Raw genomic sequence first — 22298 nt, forward strand, 5'->3', positions numbered from 1 at the left:
GACACCCCTATATAAGTGGACCGAAACGGCAGGGCGAGAGGGAGCCCGTTACCCGATTCTGTCGTTCCGAAAAGTGGTTTAAAATGTAAAACGAGTTCTGTGGGGATTCTCGTGGCAGTTTTCGCCGCTTATGTATGGTACTACATCCCTTCCACGCTACACTATATCAAACAAATCGAATACGGTAAGTTTATCCACGCGGCCCGGAAAGATTGGTTCGAATGCCAGACACTAACAAACTCTCGCGTCGCCGTTTCCTGAAGGCAACGGGTGGGGCCGCCACGGCCGCCGCCCTCGCCGGTTGTACCGGCGGTGACGGTGAAGAGACGACGACGACCGAATCCGGTGGCGACGAGACCACCACCGCGACGACGACCGAAGAGGACACGGGCACGGAGCTGTCCGGCTCGGTGTTCAACCGTATCCTCTCGGGCACCATCACGACGATGGACCCCGTCGCCGCGACCGACACGTCGTCGGGCATCATCATCCAGCAGGTCTTCGACTGCTTGATGTCGTACCCGAACGCCCTGCCGACGGTCGAAAACGAGCTCGCCGCGGACTACACGGTCTCGGACGACTTCACGACCTACACGTTCCAGCTCGCCGACGCGACCTACCACAACGGTGAGACGGTCACCGCGTCCGACTTCATCTACGCGTGGGAGCGCCTCGCGGCCTCCTCGAACAGCCGCCGCGCCTACTTCATCCTCGATTCCATCGGCGTGGAACACGAGACGGACGACGAAGGCAACTACGTGCCCGGTTCGCTCGGCGTCGAAGTCGGCGAGACCGAGACCGAACTCGTCGTCAACCTCTCCGAGCCGTTCCACGACACCCTCGAGATGTTCGCCTACACCTCGTTCGCCGCCCTCCCCGAGGGCGTCCTCGGCGACGTCGAGGGCTACGACGGCGAGATGGAGTACACCGAATTCGCCTCGAACAACCCCATCGGCGCGGGTCCGTTCGAGTTCGCCTTCTGGGAGCAGGGTACCGCCGCGGCCGTCTCCAAGTACGACGACTACTACGGACAGGTCGCGCAGGTCGACAACGTCCGCTGGCAGGTCATCGAGGACGACACGGCTCGCTACAACTACGCGATGAACGAGAACGCGGACTACTTCGGACTGCCCACCGCGCAGTACGACCCCGGTCTCGTTCAGGTGGAGTCGACCGACGAGTACGGTCGTGAAATCGGTAAGTACGGTCCCGTCCGCAACGGGAAGACGCTCAACTACGTCGGCGTCCCGACGCTGTCGATCTTCTACGTCGGCTTCAACATGGAGAAGGTCCCGAAGCCGGTCCGTCAGGCGTTCGCTTACGTCCTGAACCAGGGCCAGATGGTCTCGGAGGTCTTCAAGGGCCGCGGCTCCCCCGCACAGCTCTTCACGCCGCCGACTATCTTCCCCGGTGGCGCGCAGGCCGCAAACGACCTCATCGACTCCGAATACCCGTACAACGCGGACGAGACGGACATCCAGGCCGCCCGCGAGGTTATGGAGGAAGCTGGCTACGGTGAGGACAACCAGTTCGAGGTCCAGTGGACCCAGTACAACTCCAACACGTGGGAGGAGATGGCGAGTATCCTCCGCGACCAGCTCGCGTCCGCCCACATCAACATGCAGATTCAGAAGGCCGACTTCTCGACGCTCCTCGAGCGCGGCCGCAACGGCCAGCTCGAAGCGTACACCCTCGGCTGGATCGCCGACTGGCCGGCCCCGGACAACTTCCTGCAGCTCCTGAACCCGCCGCAGACAGACACCTCCAAGCAGGGCCCCATCTCGTACGTCAACTGGACGGCCGAAAACGGCGACGCCTACCAGCAGGCGACCGACGCCTACCAGCAGGTCGTCAACAACCCGGCCCCGACCGACGAGGCCCAGCAGATCCGCGACGAGGCCTACGTCGACATCGAGACGGCCAACTGGGAAGACGTCGCGATGCTGCCCATCTACAACCGCAAGGACGAGACGTTCTGGTACGACACCGTCAACATCGAACCGTTCGGTGGGATGGGTCCGAGCCGTCAGAAGCTCAACAACGTCACCCTCAACCGGTAAGACTGGGTAGCACGGGCGCACCCTCGCGTCCCGTCCCAATTGAAACGTCCGGTTATTTTTGACAAGCGTACAATTAGTCCCTACTATATAGTATAATCTGGCAGTAGAGTTGCTGAAACTGCGACATTAGGACTTCGAAGCGCAAGACATATCCATACCACTCATTAAACCAGTACAATAATGTCCGCTCGAACGGTCTGCGAGGTGATGCCATGAGTCGATGGCAGTACTTCCTCCGCAGGGTACTGATGTCGATTCCTGTCGTCATCTTCGGGACGACAATTACGTTTGCCCTCATCCGCCTGGGGCCACTCGACCCCGTTTCGGCGATTCTGGGGACGCAATACAACCCACAGGCGGCAGAACAGATTCGGACGAACCTCGGGTTGAACCAGCCGCTCTGGAGTCAGTACCTCGACTTCATGTATCGGTTGTTCACCTTCCAACTCGGCCAGTCGTGGGTCATCGCACCCGGGACGACCGCGTACGAACTTATCGAGATCTACGCGCCCCGGACGATTTGGCTCGGCTTCTGGTCGGTCATCATCGCGCTGTTCGTCGGGATTCCCCTCGGCTTCTACGCCGGGCTGAACCCGAACACGCCCTCCGACTACGCCGCCTCCTTCGGCGGAATCGTCTGGCGCGCGATGCCGAACTTCTGGCTGGCCATCATGCTCGTCACGGCCCTCTCGCAGCTCGGGACGTGGACCAACGGCCTGTTCACGTGGCAGACGTGGATCGTCAGGACGAACGTCGTGACGCCGCCGGCGCTCGGCTTCTTCCAGTCGCCGGTCGAACAGTTCCTCGAAGACCCCGGCGGGTGGACCGAGTCGTTCGTCCGGGCGACGAAGCAGATCGCCCCGGCCGCGCTGGTCCTCGGGTCGGCGTCGATGGGGAACGAGATGCGCATCGGCCGCACCGCCGTCCTCGAGACCATCAACTCGAACTACGTCGAGACCGCCCGCGCGAAGGGCGTCTCCGGGCGCTCGCTCGTCTGGAAGCACATCTTCCGGAACGCGCTCATCCCGCTCGTGCCCATCATCACGGGCGAGGCGTTCCTGCTTCTCGGCGGGTCCGTGTTCGTCGAGACGGTCTTCGCCATCAACGGCCTCGGCTGGCTGTTCTTCAACGCAGCCATCAACGGGGACCTGCCGCTCATCGGGACGCTGATGTTTATCTTCATCCTCATCCTGGTCGGCACGAACATCCTACAGGACTTCCTGTACACGATTATCGACCCGCGCGTCGGGTACGACGGGTGAACCACAGTGAGCACGACAACCGAAACCGAAATTCCGCTCCGACAACGAGTCGCTGAGAACCCCCAGCCCGCGCTGATTTGGGCCGCCATCGGTGCCGTCCTCATCGGCGCCGAGCTGGGCGCTATCCTCCAAGTCGTCGGTGCCGTCGCCGGCGTGGTCGTCAACCTCATCCCCGGTGACCCCGGCGCGTCGGCCGTCCAGTCGCTGCAGGCGGCGTTCGACGCGATTCCGACGCTCATCTCCCGCGACGTGATTCCGAACCAGGGCTACTGGAACGGGACCGGCTACGAGAACACGTTCCTCGGGCTCTCGCCCGCGGTCGCGTGGGCCATCCGCGTCGCGGTCGTCTACGCGTACGCCTTCGCGGTGCTGGCGTGGGCGTGGAACGGCTACAAGCGGTTCCGCCGCCACTACCGCCGCGTCGACTGGACGCCGCGGGACGACGTGGTCAACCGCTTCCGGGGCCACTCCTGGGGCAAGTTCGGGCTCATTATCGTCATCACGTTTGTGGTCATGGCGGTATTCGCGCCCACGCTCGGGCCGACCACGATGGAACAGAACATCCTCCAGCCGTACGACTACGAGGTCAGCTACTGGAGCGAAGACACCCAGAGCGTCGAGACCGTCCTCGTCGGCGAGGCCAATCTCGGCTCCGGGTCGCAGGGAGCGGGTGACGAGAACGTCGCGCCGCTGACGTACGACGACTTCGGCAGATTCCACCCGTTCGGCACGGCGACAAACGGGAAGGACTTGTTCACACAGGTGGTGTTCGGGGCCAGGATATCCCTGACCATCGCCGTCGTCGCCATGGGCATCGCCGGCCTCATCGGACTCGCCTTGGCCATGATAACGGCGTACTACAAGGGACTGGCAGACTTGGCAACGGTGTTAGTCTCCGACTCGATACAGGCGTTGCCGGTCATCATGGTCCTCATCTTGATGCTCGTCATCTTCCAGAACACCTGGGTGAGGGAGTTGTACGACGGCGCGGTGCTCATCATCCTCATCTTCAGTATCGTCTACTGGCCGTTCATCTGGCGGTCGATACGTGGGCCAGCGCTCCAGGTCTCCGAGCAGGACTGGATTGACGCCGCGAAGTCGTTCGGTCAGTCGCCGTCGCAGGTCATGCGCAAGCACATGGCCCCCTACGTGTTCAGCTACATGCTCATCTACGCCTCGCTCAGTCTCGGTGGTATCATCATCAGCGTCGCCGGGCTCTCGTACCTCGGGCTCGGCATCACCGCGCCGACCCCCGAGTGGGGCCGGCTCATCGCGAACGGACAGCAGTACGTCGCGAGTCCCTCGTGGCACATCTCGCTCGTCCCCGGCCTCCTCATCACGCTCGTCGTGACCGGTCTGAACGCCTTCGGCGACGGCATCCGCGACGCCATCGACCCGCAGGCGGACACCGGTGACGAGGCCGCGGCCACGGGAGGTGGCGCATGAGCACCGAACAGGCGAGTTCGACCCGCACCGAGGGAGAGCCCCTGCTCTCAATCGAGAACCTCCGAACGTCGTTCTACACCGACAAGGAAGTCATCCGCGCGGTCGACGGCATCTCGTTCGACATCTTCCGCGGCGAGACCGTGGGTATCGTCGGCGAGTCCGGTTCGGGCAAGTCGGTCACGGCCCGCTCTATCATGCGGCTGGTCGAAAATCCCGGCCGCATCGAGAACGGCCGCATCATGTACGACGGCGAGGACCTCCTCGACAAGTCGCCGAAGCAGATGCGCTCCATCCGCGGCGGCAGCATCGCGATGGTGTTCCAGGACCCGCTGACGAGCCTGAACCCCGTCTACACCGTCGGCAACCAGATCAAGGAAGCGCTCCGACTCCACCGCGGACTGAGCGGGTCGAAGGCGACGAAAGAGGCCATCGAACTGCTCGAAGCGGTCGGGATTCCGGACGCGCACCGCCGCGTTCGCGAGTACCCCCACCAGTTCTCCGGCGGGATGCGCCAGCGCGCCGTCATCGCGATGGCGCTCGCGTGCGACCCCGAACTGCTCATCTGCGACGAGCCGACGACGGCGCTCGACGTGACCATCCAGGCGCAGATTCTGGAACTCCTCGAAGAGATCCAAGAGGAACGCGACCTCGGCATCATGTTCATCACCCACGACATGGGCGTCATCGCCGAAATCGCGGACCGCGTCAACGTGATGTACGCGGGCGAAATCGTCGAGAGCGCACCCGTCGTCGAACTGTTCGAGTCGCCGAAACACCCCTACACGCAGGGGCTTCTCAACTCCATTCCCGGACAGGGGCTCGACGAGGACGAGCGCCTCGCGACCATCGAGGGCGACGTGCCGACACCGAACGAGGACCCGACGTACTGTCGGTTCGCCCCCCGGTGCCCGAAGGCGTTCGCAGAGTGCGACACGGTACATCCGGTCCCCGTCGACGTGGGCGACAGCGCGGACGACCACCGAGCGTCGTGTCTGCTGTACCCCGAGGACCTCCCGTCCGAGGAGGCGGTCGCCGTCCACCGCGAGGGCGGACAGCGCGGAGGTGACACGCGATGAGTACGACATCCACCGAAGAAGAGCGAAGCACCGAGGCGCGCGGAGACACCATCCTCGAAGTCAACGACCTCAAAACCTACTACGAGGACGGCGGCTTCCTCGGCAGCAACCCCGTGAAAGCGGTCGACGGCGTCTCGTTCGACATCCAGCGCGGCGAGACGCTCGGACTCGTCGGTGAGTCCGGCTGCGGGAAGTCCACGCTCGGGCGCACGTTGATGCGCCTCGAAGAGGCCACCGCGGGCGAGGTCAAACTCAACGGCACGGACATCACCACGCTGTCCGGCTCGGACCTCAAGCAGTTCCGCAAGGACGTACAGATGGTGTTCCAGGACCCCGATTCGAGCCTCAACGAGCGGATGACCGTGGGCGAAATCGTCCGCGAGCCGCTCGACGTGCACGACTGGAAGACGCCGTCGGAGCGCCGCGAGCGCGTCCGCGAACTGCTCGAAACCGTCGGCCTGCAGGAACAACACTACTACCGCTACCCGCACCAGTTCTCCGGCGGCCAGCGCCAGCGCATCGGCATCGCCCGCGCACTCGCGCTCGAACCGGAGTTCATCATCCTCGACGAGCCGGTGTCGGCGCTCGACGTGTCCGTGCAGGCGAAGATTCTCAACCTGCTCGAAGACCTGCAAAACGAGTTCGGGCTGACGTACCTGTTTATCGCCCACGACCTCGCGGTCGTCCGCCACATCTGCGACCGCGTCGCCGTGATGTACCTCGGCAACATGATGGAAATCGGACCGGCGGACGAGATGTTCGACCAACCGGCGAACCCGTACACGCACGCGCTGTTGTCGTCGATTCCGGAGCCGGATCCGACTATCGAGCGCGACCGCATCACCCTCCGCGGGACGCCGCCGAGCCCGCGCGACCCGCCGGCGGGCTGTCCGTTCTCGACGCGCTGTCCGGTGAAGATTCGCCCGGAGGCGTACAGAGACATGGACCCAGAGCTCTGGGAGCGCATCGAGGTCTTCCGCGAAGTTCTGCGGGAGCGCTCGCGCGCCGACCCCTCGTTGAGCGACCGCGTCCGGAAACTGCTCGGCCGCGAGAGCCACCGCGCCGGGATGGACGAAATTATCCCCGAACTGTTCGGCGAACTGGACGTGCCCTCGAGCGTGATGACCCACATCCGCGAGGCCGCCGACTACGCCGAAAACGACGACGAGGACGCCGCGCAGACCTACCTCCACGAGGAGTTCGGGAGCGTCTGTGACCACGAGCGACCCGACCAGCTCACGGTCGGCAACCGGGGGCGCTTGAGCCTCTGTCACCGTCACGAACCCGAGTACGAAGAGCCGGCGGCCGTCTTCGAGACGCTCGTTCAATAGCCATGGAGTTCGACCCACGCCGCTTCGGCGTCAAGACCATCGACGCCGTGGTCTACGCCGTCTCCCTCACCGGCGTGGTGTTCGTCGTGACCGCCCTCCTGAGCACGCTCGCCGGCAACGGACTGCCCGGCGCGAAGTGGCTCATGTTCTTTCTCGGGTTCGCCATGTTCGGCTACGCGTCGCTGAAGGTCCGCCCGAAGGCGGCCTGGAAGGGCGGCGACGAAAACGGCGGCACCGACGGCGGCCTGTTTTCGGGGAGCGACGAGCCCGTCGGCGTCGAGAAACTCGTCGGGAACGCGCTCGACGCGGTACTGCCGCCGCGACTGCGACCCGCGAACAGCGACGAGCGGCCGTCGAGCGGGGTGAAACTCCTCCTCGCGTCGGTCTGTATCCTCGCGGCCTCGTACGCGATGGAGGTCGTCTTCGGCATCAACTACTGACCACCTCGGACCCCCGTGGCCTTCGATGCCTTTTACCATATACGTCGTCCAGAACGGGTATGGCCGAACTCGGAGACGACGAGACGCCCGATGTCGAACGAATCGCCGGCGAGGCGGACCGCCGCCGCGAGGCGTGGGGCGCAACGCTCGACGACATGACAGCGATGGCCGACGAGTTCGAAGCCGACGGGTGGGAGACGGTCCGCATCCCGGCGGGCGACAGCGGTCCGTTCGGTCCCTCCAGCGGCAAGGGCGACGAGGGGGCGTTCGGCCTCGCGTACGTCATTCCCGGCGACAAGGCCGAGACGGTCGCCGACCTGTTCGAAGCGACGTCGTTCCCCGAGTACGAGGTGTACCGCGCGGAGAACGACGGCCGCGTCTACATGGTGACGGCGCTGTTCTCGCCGGACGCCGAGACCGCTATCTTCCTCGCGGGCGCGTGGGACCTCCGCGAGGCGCTCGAGTGTGCGACCGTCGCCGTCGAGGAAGGGCGGATGTACACCTACCTGCAGAAGCTCGACGGCACCGTCGTCGGCGTCGTCGAACACGACGACCCCGAGAAGTTCTTCCCCAACCTCGATGCGATTCGGCGGTACGCGCCGAACAGCGGCGACGACGAGGCCGAAGGCGACGCGAGCGACGACAACTGAGTCGGGGCCGTTCCGCTTTCGTTTTCGGAGGACTCACGACGCTCCCGCGAGCGACGGCGGACGCCTGTCAACGAGCCGAAAGCGTTCGCAGAGTACATTAGGCGGGGGGAAGAAAGCGGGTGTATGAAAGTAGCCGACGCGATGACCCGCGGTGAGGAGGTCGTGACGGTGTCCCTGCCGGGCACCCGCGACGACGTTCTGGAATACCTCCAAGAGCGTGGGTTCTCTTCTGTTCCTGTGGTGAAAGAGACCGACGAGGGGACGAAGTACCGAGGGCTCATCTCTCGAGAGGACCTCATCGAACACCCCGACGAGGACCAGCTGGCGGTGCTCGTCCGCGAGGTGCCGACCGCGAGCGCCGACGACGACCTCGAAGCGGTGGCCGCGACGATGGTCTCGGAGGGCGCGCGCCGAATCCCCGTCGTCGACGGCGACGCCATCGAGGGCATCCTCACCGTCACCGACGTGGTCCGGGCCATCGCCCGCGGCGACATCGACGGCGAGACCGAGGTCGGCGACCTCGCCGCCCGCGACGTGAACACGACGTACGTCGACGTCCCTCTGCACATCGTCGAGCGCGAGATATTCTACGCGAACGTTCCCTACGCGGTCGTCCTCGACGACGAGGCCTCGCTGGCCGGCATCGTGACCGAAGTCGACATCATCGAGGTCGCCCGCGTCGTCGAAGGCGAGGCCGGCACCGGCGACTCGGTCGCAAACCAGGACGACGAGTGGATGTGGGAGGGAATCAAGGCGGTCGGCAACCGTTACATCCCGACCCGGAACGTCGAGATTCCGGCCGAGCCGGTCTCGAAGTTCATGACCGACGACCTCGTGAGCGTCCCGACGCGCGCCACCGCCAAGGACGCCGCCCAGACGATGATTCGCGAGGACATCGAGCAGATTCCGCTCGTCTCCGGCGACGAACTCATCGGCATCGTCCGCGACATCAACCTGCTGGAGGCGCTGTATGAGTGAGGGCGACGAGTCCGCAGCGCTCACCGAACTCGCCAAGCGACGCGGCTTTTTCTTCGGCTCCTCGGAGGCCTACGGCGGCGTCGGCGGGTTCTACACCTACGGCCCGCAGGGCGCGGCCCTGAAGTCCAACGTCGAAGAGGCGTGGCGCGAGCGCTTCGCCGTCCAGGAGGGCAACCTCGAAATCGAAGCGCCGACCATCATGCCCGAGCCCGTCTTCGAGGCGTCGGGCCACCTCGACGGCTTCGACGACATGCTCGTCGAGTGCGCCGAGTGCGGCGAGTCCCACCGCGCGGACCACCTCATCGAGGACAACTCCGAACTGGAGGACGCGGAGACACTGTCGCCCGAGGAGGCGGCGGAGAAAATCGCCGACCTCGGCCTCGTCTGTCCGACCTGCGGCGCGGACCTCGCCGGCCAGTCGGTCGAGGACTTCAACCTCATGTTCGAGACGAACATCGGACCCGGCTCCTCGACGCCCGGCTACCTCCGCCCCGAGACGGCGCAGGGCATCTTCGTGGAGTTCCCGCGCATCAAGGAGTACGCGCGCAATAGCCTCCCGTTCGGCGTGACGCAGGTCGGCCGCGCCTACCGCAACGAGATTTCGCCGCGGAAGAGCATCGTCCGCACCCGCGAGTTCACGCAGGCCGAACTGGAGCACTTCATCGACCCCGAGCGCGACGAGGCCGACCTCTCTGCGGTCGAGGACGTGGAGGTGCTTCTGTACCCCGCGACCGAGCAGGAGGCCGACGACGGCGACTACGTCGAGACGACCATCGGCGAGGCCGTCGAAGACGGCGTCATCGGCAACGCGTGGCTCGGCTACTTCCTCGGCATCGCCCAGGAGTGGTACGAGACGGTCGGCGTCGACATGGACCGCTTCCGCTTCCGCCAGCACCTCGCGGGCGAGCGCGCCCACTACTCCTCGGACTGCTGGGACGCCGAGAGCGAGGTCGACGGCGACTGGATAGAAATCGCGGGCTTCTCGTACCGCAGCGACTACGACCTCTCGAAGCACGGCGAGTACGGCGACGACGACTTCACCGTCTTCCAGCAGTACGACGAGCCGAAGACGGTCGAGCGCGCCGTCGTCGACCCCGACATGGCGACGCTCGGGCCCGAGTTCGGCGCGCAGGCCGCCGACGTGGCCGAGGCGCTGGAGACGCTCGCCGAGCGCGACCCCGACGCCTTCGACGCCGACGAGGTGACCCTCGACATCGACGGCGAGGAAATCACCGTCGACACCGACGTGGCGAACTTCTCGGTCGAGACGCAGACCGAGGCGGGCGAGCACATCACCCCGCACGTGGTCGAGCCCTCGTTCGGTATCGACCGCACGGTGTACACGCTCCTCGCGCACGCGTACGAGACCGACGAGGTCGACGGCGAGGCGCGGAGCTACCTCTCGCTTTCGCCGTCGGTCGCGCCGACGAACGTCGGCGTCTTCCCGCTCGTGAGCAACGTCGACGAACTGGTCGACCTCGCCGACGACGTGGCCGCCGAACTCCGCGCGGCCGGCTTCGCGGTCGTCTACGACGACTCGGGTAGCATCGGTCGGCGCTACCGCCGACAGGACGAGGTGGGCACGCCGTTCTGCATCACCATCGACCGCGACGGGCTCGAAGGCGACGGCGCGAACACCGTCACCATCCGCGAGCGCGACAGCGGAAAGCAAGTCCGACTGCCCGTCGACGACCTCGTCGGAACGCTCGTCGGCCTGCGCGCCGGCACCGCCTCGTTCGACGACGTGCTCGACGAGAACGAGGTCGTCGAGGCGTAACCCGCCGTGGGGCGACCGAGCACCGCCGAGGTGAAACGGCGACTGGTCCACGCGAGCGGCTCGGGGATGCCGCTTTTGTACCTCCTCGGGCTGGTCGAGTGGCGTACCCTCGGGTATCTGTTCGTCTTCCTCGCGGCGGTCGTCAGCGTCCTCGAACTGCTTCGACTGTTCGGCGGCCTCGAATGGGTCGTCTACGACGAACTCACCCGCGAGTACGAACAGGACAACGTCGCCGGCTACGCGCTGTACGTCTACAGCCAGACCGCCGTCGCGTTGGTGTTCGACCCGCACGTCGCGGTTCCGGGGATGTTCATGCTCACCATCGGCGACCCGATAAGTGGCCTCCTCGGCTCCGCCCCGGTCGGCGAACTGAAGTCGGCGCGGACGCTCGCGGCGATGTTCGCGGTCTGTTTCGTCCTCGCCGCCCCGTTCGTGATTCCCGTCTCGGGACTCGTCGTCGGCGGCCTCGCCGCGGCCGCCGGAGCCGCGGGGGCGACGCTGGCCGACGGCGCGAAGCCGGTCGTCGCCGGCTACGTCATCGACGACAACCTCTCGATTCCGCCGGTCGCCTGTACCGCCATCGCGGTGACGCTCTGGCTGCTCGCCTGAGCGGAACGCGGTCGGCGTTCGGGCGTCGGTCCGTGATGCGATTTTATTTCGGTCGGCGACGAACCGGACAGTCATGACTGTCTACGAGAGCGACCTTCCGGGCGTCGGGAAGAAACACGAGGTAGAACTCGGCGACGGCTCCCGACTCGTTATCGTGACGCACAACACCGGCAAACGGGAGGTGTTCCGGCGTCCGAACGCCGACAGCGACTCCGAGAAGCTGTTCGAGCTCACCGACAAACTCGCCCGGCAGGTGGGGACGCTCCTCGAAGGCGCGTACTTCCAGCCGATCCAGACGGAGAACATCGAGACGCTTCTTGGCGGGGACACGCTCATCGAGTGGGTGGAAGTCGGTGCTGGTTCCGAGGTAGCGGGCAAGACCCTCGGTGAGTCCGACCTCCGGCAGGCGACCGGCGCGTCCGTCATCGCCATCGAGCGCGGCGACGAGGTCATCACGTCGCCCGGCGGCGACGCGGTGGTCGAAGCCGGCGACACGCTGGTCGTCATCGGTCCGAAGGCGGCCTGCCGCGACTTCACAGCGCTCGTCAAAGGGACCTGATGGCGGCGGCGCTGCTCGAATTCGGCTACCTGTTCGCAGTCCTCGCGGTCGTCGGAGCAGTCGCGCTCCGCCTCGGCCTGTCGGTGATTCCCCTCTACGTCGTCGGCGGCGTCGTCGCCGGACCGTACGTCGCCGGGCGGTTCGGCCTCCCGTACGTCCCGAACGGCGAAGTGGTGGCGATTCTGGCAGAACTCGGTATCGTCCTCCTCCTGTTTTTCCTCGGGTTGGAGTTCAGCCTCGACCGACTCCGGTCGTCGGGGGCGAAAATCGGCCGCGCGGGCGTCATCGACCTCGCGGTGAACCTGCCAATCGGCATCGCCATCGGTCTCGTCCTCGGGTGGTCGCCGGTGGAGGCGCTGCTGCTCGGCGGCATCGTCTACATTTCGTCGTCGGCCATCGTGACGAAGACGCTCATCGACCTCGGATGGATTGCGGACCCCGAGTCGGAGCCGATTCTGGGGACGCTCGTCTTCGAGGACCTCGCCATCGCGGTCTACCTCGCGGTCGTCACCTCGCTCGTGCTCGGCGGCGACGGCGGCGTCGCGGCCATCGGTCGCTCGCTCGCCATCGCCTTCGGCTTCCTCGGCCTCCTGTTCGTGGCCGTCCAGTACGGGACGGTGCTTTTCGCCCGCGTCCTCGACGTGGAGAACGAGGAGGCGTTCGTCCTGCGGGCGCTCGCGGTCGTCGTTCCCATCTCGGGTGCGGCGCTCGCGCTCGGGGTGAGCGAGGCCGTCGCGGCGTTCTTCGTCGGGATGGGCTTTTCGACGAGCGGCCACCGGGAGCGACTCGAACACCTGCTCGTCTCGGTCCGCGACGTGTTCGCCGCGGTGTTCTTCTTCTGGATTGGCCTCGGCACCGACCCGACGCTGTTGGCGGCGGCGGCCGTCCCGCTCGCCATCGCGGTCGTCGTGTCGACGCCGTCGAAGATTCTCTCGGGCTATTTCGGCGGTCGGGCGTACGACCTCTCCGCACACCGGTCGCTCCGGGTCGGCGTCGGGCTGGTGCCGCGCGGCGAGTTCTCGCTTGTCATCGCGGCGCTGGCCGCCGCGGGGACGACGCCGGTGATGCGCGAAATCATCCCGGCGTTCGCGGTCGGCTACGTCTTCGTCATGAGCGCGCTCGGGACGGTGCTGATGCAGCGGTCGGACCTCGTGGAGCGACTCGTGTTCCGCGGCGGCGCGGCGGACGGAGATGCCTCGACCGAGAGCGCCTGATTCGCCCCGGCGCGGCGTTTTCGAGCCGTCGACGCCGACCGACCCGAACGGCCACAGAACACTTATCCGAGGAGTCGTCACGTTGCGGGTGCTATGACCCTTATCGAGTGGCTCATCATCGCAGTCGTCGTGCTCGCGATTATCGCGCTCGTGGTCGCGCTCGTCGACAACGAACTACTGGTCGAACTCGCCGGGGAGTTGCTCGACTGAGGAAACGTTTGCGTCGCCGGAAGCGTTTAATAGGGAAGACGTCGTAGCGTTTCGCAACCATGGCGACTCGCAGCACCTTCGCCACTTTTGCCCCGCTGCGAGCCGCGGCTGTCCGACCCCGACGACGGGCCCTTTAGGGCCACAATCATCATCTCCTTCGGGACACGTCGGAATCGCTAATCACCTATTTTCGTGCCTATAGGCATCTCTACCACTTAATTTCAGAAATTGAATGCAAAGAATTTATCTGTATGTCCCCGCCACAGACGAGTACATGAAGAAAGTCGCACTCGCGTTCTCGGGCGGACTCGACACAACAGTCTGCGTCCCGATTCTCGAAGAGGAGTACGGATACGACGAAGTCGTCGGCGTCACCGTCGACGTCGGCCAGCCGGAAGAGGAGTTCGAGGAGGCCTACGAGACGGCCGAGGCCCTCGGGCTGGAACACTACGTCGTCGACGCGAAACAGGAGTTCGCACAGCTCTGTCTCGACTCGGTGTGCGCCAACGCGGACTATCAGGGCTATCCGCTCGGCACCGCGCTCGCGCGTCCGGTCATCGCCAAGGCCATCCTCGGACTCGCGGAGGAGAAGGACTGTGACGGCATCGCCCACGGCTGTACGGGCAAGGGCAACGACCAGCTTCGCTTCGAAGCGGTCTGGCGCGCCTCCGACCTCGAAGTCATCGCACCCGTCCGCGAGATGGGCATGACCCGCGAGTGGGAAATCGAGTACGCCGCCGAGAAGGACCTCCCGGTGCAGGGCGGCAACGAGGGCGTCTGGTCCATCGACACGAACCTCTGGAGCCGTTCCATCGAGGGCGGCAACCTCGAAGACCCCGGCTACGTCCCGCCGGAGGACATCTACGAGTGGACCGACCAGCCGTCCGACGAGACGGAACTCATCGAAATCGCGTTCGAAGACGGCTACCCGGTCGCCGTCGACGACGAGGAGATGGAGCCCCTCGAACTCATCTCGTTCCTCAACGAGAAGGCCGGCAAGCACGGCGTCGGCCGCACCGACATGATGGAAGACCGCATGCTCGGCCTCAAGGTGCGCGAGAACTACGAGCACCCGGCCGCGACGACGCTCCTGAACGCCCACGAGGCGCTCGAAGGGCTCGTCCTCACGAAGGAGGAACGCGACTTCAAGGCCACCGTGGACAACGAGTGGTCCCAGAAGGCCTACGAGGGCCTCATCGACGCCCCGCTCGTGGGCGCGCTGAACGCCTTCCTCGAGAAGACCCAAGAGCGCGTCACGGGCACCGTGACCATCAAGTTCGAGGGCGGGCAGGCCCGCCCGGTCGGTCGCAAATCCGAGTACGCCGCGTACTCCGAGTCCGCCGCCTCCTTCAACACGGAGACGGTCGACGGCATCGAACAGGCCGACGCGACGGGCGTCGCCAAGTACCACGGCTTCCAGGCGCGCCTCGCCAACCAGAACGCGAAGAAGGAAAAGCCCGAACTGGCAGCAGACGGCGGTAGCGACGAGTAAGATGGCAGGCGAGGACGGCGACTCCGAGGGCGTCATCCGCCGGGACCGCTTCAGCGGCGGCCCCGCCCGCGGGTTCATGTCGAGCCTCGCGGCCGACGAACGCATCTTCGAGGCCGACCTCGCCGTCGACCGGGCGCACGTCGTGATGCTCGCGTCGCAGGACATCATCGAGTCCGAGGTCGCGAGCGAGATTCTCGCCGCGCTGGACGAGGTCGAGGCCGCGGGCCACGACGCGCTTTCGGGCGGCGAAGACGTTCACGAGGCCATCGAGGCCGCCGTCATCGACATCGTCGGCCCCGACGGCGGGAAGATGCACACCGCCCGCTCGCGCAACGACGAGGTGGCGACCTGCATCCGCTACCGTCTGCGCGAGGACGTGCTTTCGGCCCTCGACGCCGCGCTCGCTCTGCGCGAGTCGTTACTCGAGACGGCCGCGGCACACACCGAGACGGTGATGCCCGGCTACACGCACCTCCAACCCGCGCAACCGACGACGGTCGCGCACTTCCTTCTCTCGTACGAACGGGCGGTCGCCCGCGACTGCGCCCGCCTCATGTGCGCGTACGAGCGCATCAACCAGTCGCCGCTCGGGTCGGCGGCGTTCGCGGGCACGCCCTTCGACGTGAACCGCGAACTCGTGTCCGACCTGCTCGGCTTCGACCGCGTGATGGAGAACTCGATGGACGCCTCGGCGACCCGCGACTTCCTCGCGGAGACGCTGTCGGCGCTCACGACCCACGCGGTCACGCTCTCCGGCCTCGCCGAGGACCTCGTGATATTCTCGAACAAGGGCCTCGTCGAGCTGTCGGACGACTACTCGTCGACCTCCTCTATCATGCCGCAGAAGAAGAACCCCGACACGATGGAACTCGTCCGCGCCGTCGCGGGCGACGCCGTCGGGGAACTCACCGGCCTCCTGACGACGCTGAAGGGACTCCCGCGCGCGTACAACCGCGACCTACAGCGCGCCCACAAACACGCGTTCCGCACCGTCGACGACGTGGCCGAGGCGGCCGCGGTCGCCGCCGGCGCGGTCGGGTCGGCGACGTGGCCCGAGGACGAACTCGCCGCGGCCGCGGGCGACGGCTTTTCGACCGCGACCGGCGTGGCGGACCTGCTGGCGATGGCCGGCCTGCCGTTCCGTACGGCCCACGAGGTCGTCGCGGAGGCGGCCGCCCGCTCCGAGGGAACGCCCGACGTGGCAACACTTGACGCCGTCGCTACGGACGTATTAGGTGAGTCACTCTTTACGCACGTGACAGCCGAGGCCGTCGAAGCCGCGCTCGACCCGACCGAGAGCGTGGCGAGTCGCGATTCGGTCGGCGGGCCCGCACCCGCCGCCGTGGAGGCGACGCTCTCGACGGCCCGCGACGAGCTCTCGGACGACGACGCCGCCGTCGCCGACGCGCGCGACTCGCTCGCCGCGGCGGCCGAGGGTCTCGAAGAGGAGGTCTCGAGCTATGTCTGAGTTCACCGACGCGACGCCCGCCGGTCTGCTCCGACGACCGCGAGCGACCGCGCCGCGACGACCGGCCGGGCTCCGGCGACCCCGACCGGAACCCCGACGACGACCACGCCCGACGCGGGGGACGGGTCGACCGGTCCGACGACCGGTCCCGTCTCCGGCGTCGAGTGAGCGTGGCACCCAAGCTCGACGCGTCGTTCGGCTGACCCGTATTGTCGGCCGATTCGACAGATAACACCCGCTAGAGACTTCTTTGCGTTTATTTTCTCCGTGTAATTTTCGACGGCTTTAATACCGTCCGTCGACCAGCCACGGATGTAATGAGCGACACCATCACCGCGGAAGACCCGCTGAGTGGAGAGGAAATCGAGCTGCCTGCCGACGTCGAAGTCGGCGAAATCATCGACAGCCCCGCCACGGGCGCAGAGCTTGAGGTCGTCTCCCTCGACCCCGTGACACTCGAAGAAGCGCCCGAACTCGAAGAGGACTGGGGAGAGTAAATTGCACGTTGGACTGCTCTATTCCCGGATTCGCCGCGACGAGAAGCTCCTGCTCAACGAGCTTCGCGACCGCGGCCACGAGGTGACGAAGATAGACGTTCGGAAAGAGCAGTTCGACCTCACGGAGCCGCCGGAATCGTTCGACGGACTCGACGTGGTGGTCGACCGCTGTCTGGCGACGAGCAGGAGCATCTACATCACGCGCTTCCTGCAGTCGTACGGAATCCCGGTCGTCAACTCCCACGAGACCGCCGACATCTGCGCCGACAAGGCGAAAAACAGCCTCGCGCTCGCTGACGCGGGCGTCCCCACGCCGAACACGAAAGTGGCCTTCACGGTCGACTCGGCCATGGAAATCGTCGAGGAGTTCGGCTACCCCTGCGTCCTCAAGCCGGTCGTCGGCTCGTGGGGTCGCCTGATGGCGAAAATCGACTCCGAGGCGGCCGCCGAGGCCATCCTCGAACACAAGTCGACGCTCGGGAACTACGAGCACAAGGTGTTCTACATCCAGGAGTTCGTCGAGAAGCCGGGCCGCGACATCCGCGTGCTCGCCACCGACGGCGAACCCGTGGCCGCGATGGTCCGCTCGTCGGACCACTGGCTCACGAACGCCGCGAAGGGCGCGAGCGTCGACGAGTTCGAACTCGACGACCGCGCGAAGGAACTCGTCAAGCAGGCGTCCGACGCGGTCGGCGGCGGCCTCCTCGGCGTCGACCTCATGGAGACCGGAGACGACTACACCGTCCACGAGGTCAACCACACCGTCGAGTTCAAGGCGCTCAACGACGCCGTCGAGGCGGACGTTCCCGCGACGGTCGTCGACTGGCTCGAAGCGAAGGCCGACGGCGAGCAGTCGCTGGCGGAGGTCTCGGCGTGAGCGAACAGCTCACCGCGGGCGTCGTCGGCGGCTCCGGCTTCACCGGCGGCGAACTGCTCCGCCTGCTCGACGGCCACCCGAACTTCGACGTCGAACAGGCGACGAGCCGCTCCTACGAGCGCAAGACCGTCGGTCACGTCCACCCGAACCTTCGTCACCTCGACCTCCGTTTCACCTCGCCCGAGGACCTCGAATCAGTCGACGTGCTGTTCACGGCGACGCCCCACGGCGTCTCGATGGAGCACATCGACGCCTTTCAGGACGCGGCGGACACCGTCGTCGACCTCTCTGCGGACTTCCGTCTCTCCGAGGCGGCGCAGTACGACGAGTGGTACGACGGCCACGTCTGCCCCGAATACCTCGAACAGTCGGAGTACGCGCTCCCCGAACTGAACCGCGAGAACCTCCCCGGCGCGGACCTCATCGCCGCGGGCGGCTGTAACGCGACTGCGACGATTCTCGGCCTCAAGCCGCTTTTCGACGCCGGCATCCTCTCCGGCGACGAGCAGGTCGTCGTGGACGTGAAAGTCGGCTCGTCGGAGGGCGGCGCGGGCGCGAGCAAGGCGTCGTCGCACGCCGAGCGCTCGGGCATCGTCCGCCCCTACGCGCCGACCGGCCATCGCCACGAGGCCGAAATCGAGGAGTACCTCGGCCTCTCGGTCTCGTTTACCGTCCACGCGGTCGACATGGTCCGCGGCGCGGCGGCGACCTGTCACGTCTTCCCCGACGGCCCCGTCTCGAAGGGCGACATGTGGAAAGCGTTCCGCGGCTCCTACGGCGACGAACCGTTCATGCGCACCGTCGCCGGCGGCGGCGGCGTCTACCGCTACCCGGAACCGAAGTCGGTCGCCGGGACGAACTTCGGCGAGGTCGGCTTCGAAATCGACCCCGGAAACCGACGACTCGTCGTCTTCTCGGCCATCGACAACATGATGAAAGGCTCCGCGGGGCAGGCGGTCCACGCCGCCAACATCGCGCTCGGGCTGGAGGAGACCGCCGGACTCGACTTCACCGGCTTCCACCCCATCGGCTCGCCCTGACCGCACCGCCCCCGAACGCTCGCTCCGACCCACGATTTACGCACCATTTCGACTATGACAGGATACACACGCGAGGAACTGCTCGCGGCACACGAACAGCTCGTCGACAACGAAGCGAACCTACTCACGGATGGCGGTTCCGAGCCGCCGGTCGTCGTCAAAATCGGCGGCGCGAAGGCCGTCGACCCGAAGGGAGCCGTCTCCGACGTGGCCCACCTCGTCGCCAACGGCACCGACGTGGTCGTCGTCCACGGCGGCTCGACCGCCGTCGACGAGACGCTCGAAGAACTCGGCGAGGAGCCGACGTACGTCGAGTCGCCCTCGGGCGTCTCCGGCCGCTTCACCGACGAGCGCACCATGGAGGTCTTCTCGATGGTGATGCCCGGCAAGCTCAACACGGACCTGACCGCGCTGTTCCGCGAGGCCGGCGTCGATGCGCTCGGCCTCTCGGGCGTCGACGGCGGCCTCCTGACCGGCCCGCGCAAGTCGGCCGTCCGGGTCATCGAAGACGGCAAGAAGAAAATCAAACGCGGCGACCACTCCGGGAAGATCACCTCGGTGAACGCGACGCTCCTCGAAACCCTCCTCGACGGTGGCTACACGCCCGTCGTGACCGTTCCGATGCTCGCCGACGACGGCGTGCCGGTCAACGCCGACGCCGACCGCGCCGCCGCTGCGGTCGCGGGCGCGCTCGGCGCGAAACTCGTCGTCCTCACCGACGTGAAAGGCGTCTACGCCGACCCCGACGACGAGTCAACGCTCATCGAGACGGCCGACACGCCCGAGGAGTTCTCGGCGCTCGAATCGGCCGCCGAGGGGTTCATGACGAAGAAGGTCATGGCCGCGAAGGAGGCGCTCGACGGCGGGGCCGCCGAGGTCATCGTCTCCGACGCGAACCTGAACGACCCCATCGTGACGGCGCTCAACGACGGCGGCACGCACGTGACGCCCGGCGCGCTGGTCGAAGCTGAGGAGGCCGAACAATGAGCGGCTTCGTCTTCAACGAGAAACCCATCGCCATCGAGTCCGGCGAGGGGCCGTATCTCTACTCCGACGACGGCACCGAGTACCTCGACTTCGGCGCGAGCTACGCCGTCGCGGCGCTCGGCCACTCCCACCCCGCGGTCACCTCGGCGATTCAAGAGCAGGCCGCGAAGCTGACCTACGTGCAGGCGTCGTACCCCGTCGAGGTCCGCACGGAACTCTACGAGAAGCTGGCGACGCTCGCGCCCGGCGGTATCTCGAACGTCTGGCTCTGTAACTCCGGCACGGAGGCCAACGAGGCGGCGATGAAGTTCGCCCGCTCGGCGACCGGCCGCCAGAAGATTATCGCCACGAAGCGCGCCTTCCACGGCCGCACCCTCGGGAGCCTCGCGCTCACGTGGAAACAGAAGTACAAGAAGCCCTACGAGCCGGTCGCCGGCGGCGTCGAGTTCGTCAGCTACGGCGACGAGGAGGAACTCGCCGAGGCCATCGACGACGAAACGGCCGCGGTCTTCTTGGAGCCGATTCAGGGCGAAGGCGGCATCAACCCCGCCGCGGCGGAGTACCTCCAGACCGCCCGCGACCTGACCGACGACGCCGGCGCGGCGCTCGTCTTCGACGAGATTCAGACCGGTATCGGTCGCACCGGGGCGCTGTGGGCCTGCGAGAACGCCGGCGTCGTCCCCGACATCCTCACGAGCGCGAAGGGCATCGCCAACGGCCTGCCGCTCGGCGCGACGCTCTGTGCCGACTGGATTGCGGACGGCGCGGCCTCTCACGGCTCGACGTTCTCCGGCGGTCCCGTAGTCTGTGCGGCGGCGAACGCCACCCTCGACACCATCGTCGAAGAGGACCTGCCCGGCCACGCGGCCGCGGTGGGCGACTACCTCACGACGGAGCTCGAAGCCGCCGTCGAGGAACACGACCTGCCGGTCCGCGAGGTCCGCGGCGACGGCCTCATGGTCGGCGTCGAGGTCAAACGCGGCGCGAACCGCACGCTGAAACACCTCGCGCTGTCCGAGCAGTTGCTCGCGCTCCCCGCGGGCCGGACGGTCGTCCGGTTCCTGCCGCCGCTCGTCATCGAGGAGGAACACGCCGACCGCGCGGTCGACGCCATGACGAACGTGTTATCATGAACGCCGAAATCGACCGCGAGGACGGCGAGGAGGCGAAAGCGGCGGCAGAAGCAGAAGCGGAGGCGACGGCGGAGACGACAGCCAACGCCGAAGCCGACGCCAGCGTGACCTCCGGCGCAGACGCCGACACCGACGCTCTCGACGAGGGCGAGTGGGTCGACGCGCGCCACCTCCTCTACGACATGGTCTCGACGCCCTCGGTGTCGGGCGACGAGGAGGCGGCCGCCGAGGTCCTGAAGGCGTTCTTCGAGGCGCACGACCGCGAGGTCTGGATAGACGAGGTCGGCAACGTCCGCGCGCCCGCCGACGACGCGGTGCTTCTCACCTCCCACGTCGACACCGTCCCCGGCGACGTGCCGGTGAAGATAGAAGACGGCGTCCTCTGGGGTCGCGGCAGCGTCGACGCGACGGGGCCGCTCTGCTCGATGGCCGCGGCGGCCGTCGAGACGGGCGTCTCGTTCGTCGGCGTCGTCGGCGAGGAGACCTCCTCGCGCGGCGCGTGGCACCTCGTGGAGGACCGCGAGGAGCCCGACGCGGTCGTCAACGGCGAGCCCTCGGGCTGGGACGGCGTCACGCTCGGCTACCGCGGGTTCCTCTCGGGAACGTACATCGCGACGAGCGAACTCGGCCACTCCTCGCGCCCCGAGGAGAACGCCATCCAGTCCGCGGTCGCGTGGTGGTCCCGCGTGGCCGACTTCTTCGACGAGGAGCGCGACGGCGTCTTCGACACGGTGACGACCAAGCCCGTAACGTTCGACGGCGGCCCGACCGACGACGGCCTCGCGGTCGAGGCGACGGTGGACGTGCAGTTCCGCGTCCCGCCGCGGCTCTCCATCGACGACGTGCGCGAGGTCGCGGAGGGCGAACTCACCCGCGGCGGCGTCCACTGGAACAAGCCCATCCCGCCGGTCATGATGAGCCCCCGCACCGACGTGGCGCGGGCGTTCCGCGTCGCCATCCGCAACGTCGGCGGCGTGAAACCCCGGCTCCTCCGGAAAACCGGGACCAGCGACATGAACATCTTCGCCGGCACGTGGGACTGCCCGATGGCGACCTACGGTCCCGGCGACTCGGACCTCGACCACGCCCCGAACGAACACCTCGACCTCGCCGAGTTCGACAGCGCCATCGACGTGCTCGTCGACGTGTGCGAGCGCCTCGCGGACGACTGAGGCGAGCGGCGAGGACGACC

The 22298-nt window shown here is 66.6% G+C and carries 20 protein-coding genes; all 20 read left to right on the plus strand.

Annotated elements, in window-relative coordinates; translation table 11 throughout:
- The first annotated feature begins 221 nt into the window (after positions 1-221).
- The 20 genes from C5B91_RS14035 to C5B91_RS14135 all read left to right on the plus strand — a co-directional run bounded on the left by C5B91_RS14035 (position 222) and on the right by C5B91_RS14135 (position 22278).
- Positions 222-2060: an ABC transporter substrate-binding protein gene (locus C5B91_RS14035; RefSeq protein WP_049967927.1), complete on the plus strand. Its 1839-nt coding sequence runs from the start codon at positions 222-224 to the stop codon at positions 2058-2060.
- Between the two features lie 212 nt (positions 2061-2272).
- Positions 2273-3322, plus strand: a complete 1050-nt coding sequence (locus C5B91_RS14040; RefSeq protein WP_008091041.1) for an ABC transporter permease — start codon at positions 2273-2275, stop codon at positions 3320-3322.
- A gap of 6 nt (positions 3323-3328) precedes the next feature.
- Entirely contained in the window at positions 3329-4768 is a 1440-nt protein-coding gene (locus tag C5B91_RS14045) for an ABC transporter permease (protein WP_115819870.1), read from the plus strand.
- A complete protein-coding gene (locus C5B91_RS14050; RefSeq protein ID WP_008091037.1) occupies positions 4765-5844 on the plus strand; it encodes an ABC transporter ATP-binding protein in 1080 nt (359 codons plus the stop codon). The genes C5B91_RS14045 and C5B91_RS14050 overlap by 4 nt, the downstream gene beginning before the upstream one ends.
- Entirely contained in the window at positions 5841-7175 is a 1335-nt protein-coding gene (locus C5B91_RS14055) for an ABC transporter ATP-binding protein (protein WP_008091035.1), read from the plus strand. Before C5B91_RS14050 ends, C5B91_RS14055 begins: the two co-directional genes overlap by 4 nt.
- Positions 7176-7177: 2 nt before the next feature.
- On the plus strand, positions 7178-7615 hold the full coding sequence (locus tag C5B91_RS14060) for a hypothetical protein (protein WP_115819871.1): 438 nt from the start codon (positions 7178-7180) through the stop codon (positions 7613-7615).
- A 59-nt stretch (positions 7616-7674) separates the two neighbouring features.
- Entirely contained in the window at positions 7675-8265 is a 591-nt protein-coding gene (locus C5B91_RS14065) for a hypothetical protein (RefSeq protein WP_008091031.1), read from the plus strand.
- Between the two features lie 123 nt (positions 8266-8388).
- Complete coding sequence (locus tag C5B91_RS14070) at positions 8389-9243, plus strand: CBS domain-containing protein (protein ID WP_004968794.1); 855 nt, start codon at positions 8389-8391, stop codon at positions 9241-9243.
- Positions 9236-11020, plus strand: coding sequence for a glycine--tRNA ligase (gene glyS, locus C5B91_RS14075; protein WP_049967925.1), 1785 nt, complete (start codon positions 9236-9238; stop codon positions 11018-11020). Before C5B91_RS14070 ends, glyS begins: the two co-directional genes overlap by 8 nt.
- Before the next feature lie 6 nt (positions 11021-11026).
- Positions 11027-11629: a dolichol kinase gene (locus C5B91_RS14080; RefSeq protein ID WP_115819872.1), complete on the plus strand. Its 603-nt coding sequence runs from the start codon at positions 11027-11029 to the stop codon at positions 11627-11629.
- A gap of 73 nt (positions 11630-11702) precedes the next feature.
- Positions 11703-12188 carry a cation:proton antiporter regulatory subunit gene (locus C5B91_RS14085; protein WP_115819873.1) on the plus strand — a complete coding sequence of 162 codons (486 nt, stop codon included), beginning with the start codon at positions 11703-11705 and terminating at the stop codon, positions 12186-12188.
- On the plus strand, positions 12188-13402 hold the full coding sequence (locus tag C5B91_RS14090) for a cation:proton antiporter (protein ID WP_115819874.1): 1215 nt from the start codon (positions 12188-12190) through the stop codon (positions 13400-13402). Before C5B91_RS14085 ends, C5B91_RS14090 begins: the two co-directional genes overlap by 1 nt.
- A 484-nt stretch (positions 13403-13886) precedes the next feature.
- Complete coding sequence (locus tag C5B91_RS14095; protein ID WP_115819875.1) at positions 13887-15104, plus strand: argininosuccinate synthase; 1218 nt, start codon at positions 13887-13889, stop codon at positions 15102-15104.
- 1 nt (position 15105) lies between these two features.
- Complete coding sequence (argH, locus tag C5B91_RS14100; protein WP_115819876.1) at positions 15106-16572, plus strand: argininosuccinate lyase; 1467 nt, start codon at positions 15106-15108, stop codon at positions 16570-16572.
- A gap of 317 nt (positions 16573-16889) precedes the next feature.
- Complete coding sequence (lysW, locus tag C5B91_RS14110; RefSeq protein WP_004045057.1) at positions 16890-17069, plus strand: lysine biosynthesis protein LysW; 180 nt, start codon at positions 16890-16892, stop codon at positions 17067-17069.
- Position 17070: 1 nt separating this feature from the next.
- Positions 17071-17946 carry a lysine biosynthesis protein LysX gene (lysX, locus tag C5B91_RS14115; protein ID WP_008091006.1) on the plus strand — a complete coding sequence of 292 codons (876 nt, stop codon included), beginning with the start codon at positions 17071-17073 and terminating at the stop codon, positions 17944-17946.
- The gene (gene argC, locus C5B91_RS14120; protein WP_004973998.1) at positions 17943-18986 is read left to right on the plus strand and encodes an N-acetyl-gamma-glutamyl-phosphate reductase; all 1044 of its coding nucleotides are present in this window, start codon (positions 17943-17945) and stop codon (positions 18984-18986) included. Before lysX ends, argC begins: the two co-directional genes overlap by 4 nt.
- A gap of 54 nt (positions 18987-19040) precedes the next feature.
- Positions 19041-19973, plus strand: a complete 933-nt coding sequence (locus C5B91_RS14125; protein WP_008091004.1) for an acetylglutamate/acetylaminoadipate kinase — start codon at positions 19041-19043, stop codon at positions 19971-19973.
- Complete coding sequence (locus C5B91_RS14130; protein ID WP_115819878.1) at positions 19970-21106, plus strand: aspartate aminotransferase family protein; 1137 nt, start codon at positions 19970-19972, stop codon at positions 21104-21106. The genes C5B91_RS14125 and C5B91_RS14130 overlap by 4 nt, the downstream gene beginning before the upstream one ends.
- A complete protein-coding gene (locus C5B91_RS14135; protein WP_008090999.1) occupies positions 21103-22278 on the plus strand; it encodes a [LysW]-lysine hydrolase in 1176 nt (391 codons plus the stop codon). The genes C5B91_RS14130 and C5B91_RS14135 overlap by 4 nt, the downstream gene beginning before the upstream one ends.
- Positions 22279-22298: the final 20 nt, after the last annotated feature.

Source organism: Haloferax sp. Atlit-10N, assembly GCF_003586325.1.
Lineage (GTDB): Archaea > Halobacteriota > Halobacteria > Halobacteriales > Haloferacaceae > Haloferax > Haloferax prahovense.

Bases quoted from the DNA above. Each gene is read 5' to 3' on its own strand.
- lysW (WP_004045057.1), top strand. From the start codon at position 16,890: ATGAGCGACACCATCACCGCGGAAGACCCGCTGAGTGGAGAGGAAATC.
- C5B91_RS14070 (WP_004968794.1), top strand. From the start codon at position 8,389: ATGAAAGTAGCCGACGCGATGACCCGCGGTGAGGAGGTCGTGACGGTG.
- C5B91_RS14085 (WP_115819873.1), top strand. From the start codon at position 11,703: ATGACTGTCTACGAGAGCGACCTTCCGGGCGTCGGGAAGAAACACGAG.
- C5B91_RS14040 (WP_008091041.1), top strand. From the start codon at position 2,273: ATGAGTCGATGGCAGTACTTCCTCCGCAGGGTACTGATGTCGATTCCT.
- C5B91_RS14060 (WP_115819871.1), top strand. From the start codon at position 7,178: ATGGAGTTCGACCCACGCCGCTTCGGCGTCAAGACCATCGACGCCGTG.
- C5B91_RS14035 (WP_049967927.1), top strand. From the start codon at position 222: ATGCCAGACACTAACAAACTCTCGCGTCGCCGTTTCCTGAAGGCAACG.
- C5B91_RS14090 (WP_115819874.1), top strand. From the start codon at position 12,188: ATGGCGGCGGCGCTGCTCGAATTCGGCTACCTGTTCGCAGTCCTCGCG.
- argH (WP_115819876.1), top strand. From the start codon at position 15,106: ATGGCAGGCGAGGACGGCGACTCCGAGGGCGTCATCCGCCGGGACCGC.
- C5B91_RS14095 (WP_115819875.1), top strand. From the start codon at position 13,887: ATGAAGAAAGTCGCACTCGCGTTCTCGGGCGGACTCGACACAACAGTC.
- C5B91_RS14130 (WP_115819878.1), top strand. From the start codon at position 19,970: ATGAGCGGCTTCGTCTTCAACGAGAAACCCATCGCCATCGAGTCCGGC.
- C5B91_RS14125 (WP_008091004.1), top strand. From the start codon at position 19,041: ATGACAGGATACACACGCGAGGAACTGCTCGCGGCACACGAACAGCTC.
- C5B91_RS14065 (WP_008091031.1), top strand. From the start codon at position 7,675: ATGGCCGAACTCGGAGACGACGAGACGCCCGATGTCGAACGAATCGCC.
- C5B91_RS14135 (WP_008090999.1), top strand. From the start codon at position 21,103: ATGAACGCCGAAATCGACCGCGAGGACGGCGAGGAGGCGAAAGCGGCG.
- glyS (WP_049967925.1), top strand. From the start codon at position 9,236: ATGAGTGAGGGCGACGAGTCCGCAGCGCTCACCGAACTCGCCAAGCGA.
- C5B91_RS14050 (WP_008091037.1), top strand. From the start codon at position 4,765: ATGAGCACCGAACAGGCGAGTTCGACCCGCACCGAGGGAGAGCCCCTG.
- C5B91_RS14055 (WP_008091035.1), top strand. From the start codon at position 5,841: ATGAGTACGACATCCACCGAAGAAGAGCGAAGCACCGAGGCGCGCGGA.